This window comes from Achromobacter sp. RW408, from assembly GCF_003184165.1.
GTDB lineage: Bacteria > Pseudomonadota > Gammaproteobacteria > Burkholderiales > Burkholderiaceae_B > Achromobacter > Achromobacter xylosoxidans.
On the sequence record NZ_QHHO01000022.1, the window covers coordinates 802,514 to 803,146 of the forward strand.

General features: G+C 66.8%; 1 protein-coding gene. It reads right to left on the reverse strand.

Translation table 11 applies throughout. The features are described from left to right. Window positions 1-346 (reverse strand): hypothetical protein (locus tag DK459_RS30925; RefSeq protein WP_233256767.1); only part of this gene is annotated, 346 nt, incomplete at its 3' end. Between the last annotated feature and the right edge of the window lie 287 nt (window positions 347-633).

The following is a 633-nucleotide window of genomic DNA, read 5'->3' on the forward strand; positions in this document are numbered from 1 at the left end:
GCGCGGCGTCTTGCGTCGGGATGATGACGCTCTCGCGTGTGGGCGCGGCGGAATAGTTTGCTATTGAAAGCCTGTTGGCATCACGACTGTTTGCGGCGACGCGAGAAGTCCTCATGTGCAACGTGCCGTATGCCGCGCCAGAACAAGCTGCCCAGCGACGTGGGATCATCGCAATCATGCGCCCATGAAACAGCGTGCGTACCACGACTGTTTGTGGTCGGCGCGAGAGGTCGTCACGCGCAAAACGCTTGACGCCGCGCCGACCACCACCGCCCCTCCCCCTGAGGTGCGGAATCATTAGAAAACCGCTCGCCACCAGCGCGCAGCGCACCCGCAACACGTTCAAATGAACAGACGCCAGTTGTGGCCGTCCGCGCGGCCGCAACTGGCAGCCCCGCAGATTCCATTCCCTGCACACAGGTCTAGCAGCGCGACAAGCCTAGACGCACGTAGCCCCTCGGGCGGGCGGACCCGGTGGCGGGCAACCTCGATGCGCCCGAGGGAATCCGAAGGCAGCCGCCGCCAGGCGGCAACGAGGATGACGAAGGGGGGGGCCGCCTAGGCAAGTCCGGAGCGAACGCTCCGGACCGCAATCGTGGGCGCCCGCCACCGGGTCCGCCCGCCCGAGGGGCG